Source organism: Bacillus sp. SG-1 (genome assembly GCF_000181495.1).
Taxonomy (GTDB): domain Bacteria; phylum Bacillota; class Bacilli; order Bacillales; family Bacillaceae_B; genus Rossellomorea.
In genome coordinates, this window is record NZ_ABCF01000078.1 from 1 (window position 1) to 7500 (window position 7500).

Genomic DNA, 7500 nt, shown 5'->3' on the forward strand with positions numbered 1-7500 from the left:
ATATTCGGCAAAATCTCAAAATTGGTTACAAGATTTTCAATGATGACGATCGGCAGTCTAGGGATTTTGTTCAACACCCTGTACCCGCGAGGACAGATACCGTCATCCAAATGGATATAACCGTTATAACCAAGCAGTTTAAGGAGCACCGTGTCATCCAGCACTTCGGAATGGACCAGCTCCTGGAACTTGTGCAGAACATCAAATGGTTTGATATCGCGGGCCTTGGAATAATCCCTTATAATCAGCATCGCTTCCTCTTCAATATCTGATAGCAATTCATTCATCTGCAGCCTGATCAGCCTGCCTTCTGTTCCCAGCTCACTTAGATAGGTTAAAAGTTCATTTTTAATCCGCAGGACCATTTCGAAGCGATGCAAAACCTGCAGCAGATCACTATAAGTGATGAGTTCTTCAAACTCCAGTACGGAAAGGTTGGAGATGCTTTGGTCCAGAACAACCTTGTACTTCTCCAGTGTCTGAATCGCCTGGTTTGCTTTTGTCAGGATATTCGAGATATCTTTCAAGGCATATCTGAAGTTGCCCTGATACAAAGTGATGACATTTCTTCTTTGAGAAATGGCAATCACAAGGCACTTCGTCTGCTTGGCTACCCTTTCAGCAGTCCTGTGCCTCATGCCGGTCTCAGAAGAAGGTACAGTGGCATCGGGAGCCAGCTGTGCATTGGCAAGAATGATCTTTGTGCCTGAATCATTTAAGATGATGGCTCCGTCCATTTTAGCCAGCTCATAAAGATAACTTGGCGAAAATACACTGTCGATATGGAAGCCGCCATCCACCAATGATTTCACTTTTTCATTATAACCAATGACGATAAGTCCCCCGGTATTTGCTCTGAGCACATTGTCGATGCCTTCCCTGAGAGGGGATCCCGGGGCAACAAACTGCAAGATATCGGACATTGACTTATCCTGTACCTTCTTCTCATTCATGTAATTATCCTCCTAAAATTTGCTTCAGCGCTTCATTGATATTTTTCACACCGACGATCTCAATGCCGGACGGTGCTTTCCACCCCCCGATATTGTTAGCAGGAATAATGACTCTTTTGAAACCGAGTTTTGCCGCTTCCTGTACACGCTGCTCAATCCTGGATACCCTGCGTATTTCACCTGTCAGTCCCACTTCCCCGATAATACAGTCGAAAGGATCGGACGTCTGGTCCCTGAAGCTCGAGGCAATGGATGCCGCAACCGCAAGGTCGATTGCGGGTTCATCAAGTTTCACGCCGCCCGCAACTTTCAGGTAAGCATCCTGATGCTGCAACAGGAAGCCTGCACGCTTTTCCAAGACAGCCATGATCAACGATACTTTGCTGTGGTCTATTCCTGTTGCCATCCTGCGGGGATTATTGAAGCTTGTCGGGGTGACAAGGGCCTGAATCTCAACGAGTACAGGTCTTGTACCTTCCATGGACGCGACAACAGTGGAACCGGCAGCTCCCTGCGACCTTTCTTCCAGAAATATCTCTGATGGATTTGCGACTTCCTCGAGCCCCAGCTCTTTCATTTCAAAAATTCCCATTTCATTCGTCGAACCAAACCGATTTTTGACCGCTCTAAGGATACGATAAGCATGGTGCCTTTCACCCTCGAAATAAAGCACGGTATCAACCATGTGTTCCAGGAGCCTCGGACCTGCGATAGATCCCTCTTTTGTAACATGCCCGACAATAAAAATCGCAATTCCTTTTGTTTTGGCAATTCTCATTAACTCCGCTGTACATTCCCTTACCTGGGACACACTTCCCGGAGCGGATGTCACTTCAGGATGGAAGATCGTTTGGATCGAATCGACAATGACAAATTCAGGAGCAAGCTCTTCAATGGTTCCGTGGATGGCTTCCAAATTGGTCTCTGCATATATATATAGATCGTCCGCTTTGATTTCCAAACGGTCTGCTCTTAGCTTTGTCTGTTTAATCGATTCTTCACCGGATATATATAGAACTTTGTGTTTACCCTCTGCCAATTGAGATGAAACCTGTAAAAGCAAAGTTGATTTACCAATACCGGGATCTCCCCCGATCAAAATAAGCGATCCGGGAACAACTCCCCCTCCAAGCACCCTGTTTAACTCTTGTGAATCTGTTTCTACTCTTGGTTCCTGCCTGGATTCAATCGAAATAAGTTTTTCCGCCTTTGAAGGTCCCTGCTGTACTGAATGTTTAAACGCGCCTCTTGGCTGTTTTCCCGTAATCTCTACTTCTTCGACCATCTTATTCCATTCTGAACACCCAGGACATCTGCCCATCCACTTTGCCGATTCATATCCACATGACTGACACATAAATTTTGTTTTCTTTTTAGCCAACTGTATTACCTCTCTCTTCTATATCTATGTAAATTATTTTACTGAAATACTACTTTAGGGAACATTGTAAACTCTTTTGAAGGAAGGTGACATGATTGGGGAAAGATTTAATAACCCGTTATCCTGTTCTTTTGATAAACCGGGTACGCGGCAGTTTGCCGTTTCTTCACAACGCTTGTTTAAAAATGAAAAAAGGCAAGCCAAGAGCAGCCCTTATCCTGATTGGAACCCTGCCCGACAGCAGAGCTTCCATCAAGGAATAAGAATGACTGCTCTTGATTGCTTAACCTATTAGTTATGAAGGTGTGTTAGTCGCTTCTTTCATACGGACTGTGAAGTCATTATCTTCTACATCAATGACGATATGCTGTCCTGTCAGCACAGTGCCTCTCAGCAGCTCTTCAGAAAGTCGGTCCTCGATATGCTTCTGGATCGCACGGCGCAATGGACGTGCCCCATATTCAGGATCGAAGCCTTCATCGGCAATCTTCTCTTTAGCTGCATCTGTCAGCTCCAGTGAGATATCCTGTTCTTTCAATCTGGTTGTCAGTTGATCAGACATCAATGTCACAATCTCTTTCAGGTGTGCTTTCTCAAGGGAATGGAAGACAATGATTTCATCGATACGATTTAGGAACTCCGGACGGAAGGCCCTCTTCAGTTCCTCCATCACTTTCCCTTTCATATCCTTATAATCCTGTTCTCCATCCTGAATGTTGAAGCCGACATGTTTGTTCTTTTTCAGTGATTCAGCTCCTACGTTTGACGTCATGATGAGGACTGTATTCCTGAAATCGACTGTACGTCCTTTACTGTCAGTCAGACGGCCATCTTCCAGGACCTGAAGCAGGATATTGAAAACATCAGGATGTGCTTTCTCGATTTCATCAAGAAGGACTACTGAATATGGCTTTCGGCGTACCTTTTCAGTAAGCTGGCCGCCCTCTTCATATCCTACATATCCTGGAGGCGATCCGACAAGGCGGGAAGTCGAGTGCTTTTCCATATACTCAGACATGTCGATGCGGATCATCGATTCTTCATCACCAAACATAGATTCCGCAAGTGCTCTCGCCAATTCTGTCTTACCTACACCTGTAGGGCCCAGGAAGACGAATGAACCGATCGGCCTCTTGGGATCCTTCAATCCCGCTCTTGCTCTCCTTACGGCTTTGGAAACAGCTTTTACTGCCTCATCCTGGCCGATGACACGTGAATGCAGGATTTCTTCCAATTTCAGCAGTTTATCTGTCTCAGTCTGTGCCAGCTTGCTGACAGGAATGCCGGTCCAGCTGGATACGACCTTGGCGATATCCTCGACAGTCACTTCCGTATTCTCCTGACCTTGCTTTTCTTTCCATGTTTTTTTCGTATCTTCAAGCTCTTCCCTCAGGCGCTGTTCAGTATCCCTCAGCGAAGCAGCTTTTTCGAATTCCTGGCTTTGTACGGCTGCATCCTTCTCTTTTCTAATCTCTTCAAGCTTTACCTCAAGCTCTTTTAGATTAGGAGGAGTCGTATAGGAACGCAGTCTCACCTTAGAGCCGGACTCATCAATAAGATCGATTGCTTTATCCGGCAGGAAACGATCTGAAATGTAGCGGTCTGAAAGCTTCACTGCCGCTTCAATCGCTTCATCCGTAATGGATACACGATGGTGTGCCTCATAGCGGTCACGAAGCCCTTTTAAAATTTGAACAGATTCTTCTGCTGTCGGTTCGTCCACCTGGATCGGCTGGAATCTTCTTTCCAATGCAGCATCTTTTTCAATATATTTACGGTACTCATCCAGTGTTGTCGCACCGATACACTGTAATTCACCTCGAGCCAATGAAGGTTTAAGGATGTTGGAAGCGTCGATTGCACCTTCCGCTCCGCCGGCACCGATCAATGTATGAAGCTCATCAATGAAGAGGATGATGTTACCCGCCTGGCGAATTTCATCCATGACCTTTTTAAGGCGGTCTTCGAATTCACCACGGTATTTTGTTCCGGCTACAACAGTACCCATATCCAATGTCATAACCCGTTTGTCACGAAGGATCTCTGGCACCTCATTATTGACAATCTGCTGCGCAAGTCCTTCGGCAATAGCTGTTTTACCAACACCAGGCTCACCGATCAATACCGGGTTATTCTTTGTTCTTCTGCTTAGAACTTCAATTACGCGCTGAATCTCTTTGCTTCTTCCGATTACCGGGTCAAGACTGTCTTCCCTGGCAATAGCTGTAAGGTCTCTAGCAAGGCTGTCCAGCGTCGGTGTGTTGGCATTTGTGTTTGAGCCGCCCTGATGCCCGTTCGATTCATTACTGCCCAGAAGCTGCAGAACCTGCTGCCTCGCTTTATTCAAGCTGACGCCGAGATTATTCAACACTCGGGCAGCCACGCCTTCGCCTTCCCTTATAAGTCCAAGAAGGATATGCTCTGTACCAACATAAGAGTGGCCCAGCTTTCTCGCCTCATCCATTGAGAGTTCAATCACCTTTTTCGCTCTCGGTGTGTAATGAATCGTCTGGGAATTCTCTTTGCCCTTCCCAATCAGGCTCTCCACTTCTTTTTGAATCTTTTCGGGGCTCAATCCAAGGGCAGTCAATCCTTTCGCTGCGATTCCTTCACCCTCGCGCACCAATCCTAAAAGGATATGTTCTGTTCCGATATTGCTGTGCGATAAACGGATTGCTTCTTCCTGCGCTAAAGCAAGAACCTTCTGAGCTCTTTCAGTAAATCTGCCAAACATCATATTCGTCTCCTCCTAACTACTTCTATTCTCAAGTTTAAGTCGTTCCCGAATAAAGGCCGCTCTTCTTATGTCCCTTTCGTCAGGGCGGAGCGGTCCGCCTGAATATTGTTGTAAAAACCCTGGCTGGGTAAGAATCATTAATTCATTTAAAATATTGCGGGATATATTCTGTATATACCCTAAATCAATTCCCAATCTCACATCCGACAAACATTTTGCTGCTTCTTTTGACTCAATGACCCTGCAATTCTCCAGTACACCCAGAGAGCGGAACACTCTGTCTTCTAATTGTATGTTCGAAGTCTTCACTAATGCTTCCCGGGCTGATTGTTCTTGAGCAATAATCTGTTTGACGACCCCTGTTAAATCATCCACAATATCTTCTTCAGATTTTCCGAGAGTGATTTGATTGGAAATTTGAAAGATGTTACCTAAAGCTTCGCTGCCTTCACCGTAAATTCCTCTAACAACCAGCCCTAATTGATTGATTGCCGGAATAATCCGGTTCATCTGCTGGGTGATGATCAAGGCAGGCAGATGCATCATGACCGAAGCCCTCATCCCTGTCCCGACATTGGTCGGGCAAGAAGTGAGATATCCGCTTTTTTCATGAAAAGCAAAATCCAGTTTGCTTTCCAGCCAATTATCAATTTCATCTGCTTTCTTGAGTGCTTCCTTTAGCTGAAGTCCTGGAAACAAACATTGAATCCGGATATGATCTTCCTCATTGACCATGATGCTGATATCTTCTCTTTCAGAAAGAACAACTGCTCCATAGCTCGATTCATCCATAAGATTCGGACTCACAAGATGCTTTTCCATCAGCACCCGTTTTTGCAGCGGCTGCATCTCTGACATTTTTAAAAATTCAAGATTCCCATGTTCGCCGGATTCCTCTCCAATACACCCCTGAACCTTTTCCAATATCTTATTCGCTTCTTCCGCAGAAAACAGAGTCGGAAAAAGGTACTCATTCAAATTACGGGCAAGGCGAATCCGGGTACTCAATACGATATCTGAGTTAGGGCCATCCTCACTCATCCATGAGCTTGATGCCTGGCTTAAAAACCTCTCAAGTGACATCAGTTACCGCCTCCCTCTTGGAGGATTTCCTTCTCAAGGGCGCGGATCTCATCCCTCACCCCTGCTGCCTGTTCAAACTCCTCATCTTGAATCAACTGCTGCAGCTGAGCTCTCAAACTAGTAAGTTTTTTCTTCAAATGAATAGTACCACCCATACGTGCCGGGATTTTTCCATGGTGTTCTACATTCCCGCTGTGGACCCTGCGTAAGATCGGAGTCAATTCATCTTTAAATGTTTCATAACAGTTCGAACAGCCAAACCGGCCTACATTGATGAACTGCTGAAACGTCATCTTGCACTTCCCGCATTGAAGCACTTCCTGCTTGGGAATCTGTGCCTCTTGCTGTTTCATTGCTGGACTTAGATTCAGAAGTCCGGAAAGAAGGCTGTTGACCGAAAAGGCAGGAGATCCATCAAACATGAACATTTCCCCTTTTTCCTTAGCACATCTTTCACACAAATGAACCTCGGTCTTTTCCCCGTTCACAATCTTTGTAAAATGGAGAGTGGCAGGTCTTTCATTACACTCCTGGCAAATCAATTCAACTCACCTCTCCTATTTATATTTTAATGTAATCAGCATCGCCTTCAGCATCCTTGCCCTTAACTCATCTCTATCAGGCAAGTCGATATAAAGCACTGAGCGATCCATCACACTTATCATTATCTTCGCTTCTCTTAACGTAATAACCTCTTCTTCAACCAATCTATATACCAAATCTTCCGCATTACTTTGAGAGACTCTATTATCCACCAGGGAAATCAACTGGTCGACCAGATGGGCATGGTCCAGTGACTGCACCTTCATAATACGGATATATCCGCCGCCGCCTCTCTTACTCTCTACCATATACCCTCGTTCCATCGTAAACCTGGTATTGATTACATAGTTGATCTGGGAGGGGACACACTGAAACTTGTCAGCAATCTCACTGCGTTTGATCTCGACAATCTCATTGCCGCTTGACTCAAAAACCTTCTTTAAATAGTTTTCGATGATATCGGAAATATTCCTCATCAGGCCTCCTCCTCTTTTGACTTTGACTATATTTGACTAAGATTATACACCAGAACAACTTGTCATTGCAATCCATTAATCTGCCTTAGAAGTTTTCCCAGATGAAGGGGTTTCTTAAACCTGCGAATTTGGTTTTGCAGGCAATTAATGTGGGTGCTCTGTGATCTTGGAAGGAAAAATGAGGGGCTGGGGAGGATGAGTGTATTCCAGTATGTATATGTGGTGTTAGCGGGGAGGCAGGTTTTGATGTCGTTGTGAGGGGGAGGGATGGTTTAAAGCTTGTTATGTTATTTTAGGAGTGAGGCTTATTGAGATTATCCTGATTTT

Annotated in this window: 7 protein-coding genes; 1 reads left to right on the plus strand and 6 read right to left on the minus strand. The window is 45.2% G+C overall.

Going from position 1 to position 7500, the window contains the following annotated elements; genetic code table 11:
• Together disA and radA are read right to left on the minus strand one after the other, a co-directional pair.
• Positions 1 to 953: DNA integrity scanning diadenylate cyclase DisA (disA, locus tag BSG1_RS17095; protein WP_006838435.1), on the minus strand; the 953-nt coding region annotated here is incomplete at its 3' end.
• Positions 954 to 957: 4 nt separating this feature from the next.
• Entirely contained in the window at positions 958 to 2334 is a 1377-nt protein-coding gene (gene radA / locus BSG1_RS17100; protein WP_006838436.1) for a DNA repair protein RadA, read from the minus strand.
• A 95-nt stretch (positions 2335 to 2429) separates the two neighbouring features.
• Here radA and BSG1_RS21005 point away from each other — a divergent pair, with 95 nt between their 5' ends.
• Positions 2430 to 2597 (plus strand): hypothetical protein, encoded by a 168-nt coding sequence (locus BSG1_RS21005; RefSeq protein WP_156791520.1) that lies wholly within the window; start codon positions 2430 to 2432, stop codon positions 2595 to 2597.
• 32 nt (positions 2598 to 2629) lie between these two features.
• Here BSG1_RS21005 and clpC read toward each other — a convergent pair whose 3' ends face one another.
• The 4 genes from clpC to BSG1_RS17120 are packed head-to-tail and all read right to left on the minus strand — an operon-like array spanning position 2630 to position 7176.
• Positions 2630 to 5071, minus strand: coding sequence for an ATP-dependent protease ATP-binding subunit ClpC (clpC, locus tag BSG1_RS17105; protein WP_006838438.1), 2442 nt, complete (start codon positions 5069 to 5071; stop codon positions 2630 to 2632).
• Positions 5072 to 5083: 12 nt separating this feature from the next.
• Positions 5084 to 6154 carry a protein arginine kinase gene (locus BSG1_RS17110; protein ID WP_006838439.1) on the minus strand — a complete coding sequence of 357 codons (1071 nt, stop codon included), beginning with the start codon at positions 6152 to 6154 and terminating at the stop codon, positions 5084 to 5086.
• Entirely contained in the window at positions 6154 to 6696 is a 543-nt protein-coding gene (locus BSG1_RS17115; RefSeq protein ID WP_044023090.1) for a UvrB/UvrC motif-containing protein, read from the minus strand. The genes BSG1_RS17110 and BSG1_RS17115 overlap by 1 nt, the downstream gene beginning before the upstream one ends.
• A gap of 15 nt (positions 6697 to 6711) precedes the next feature.
• Entirely contained in the window at positions 6712 to 7176 is a 465-nt protein-coding gene (locus BSG1_RS17120; protein ID WP_442852165.1) for a CtsR family transcriptional regulator, read from the minus strand.
• Positions 7177 to 7500 lie beyond the last annotated feature (324 nt).

Excerpts from the sequence above, each read along its gene's own strand:
- clpC (WP_006838438.1), bottom strand. The coding sequence starts at position 5,071 with ATGATGTTTGGCAGATTTACTGAAAGAGCTCAGAAGGTTCTTGCTTTA.
- BSG1_RS17110 (WP_006838439.1), bottom strand. The coding sequence starts at position 6,154 with ATGTCACTTGAGAGGTTTTTAAGCCAGGCATCAAGCTCATGGATGAGT.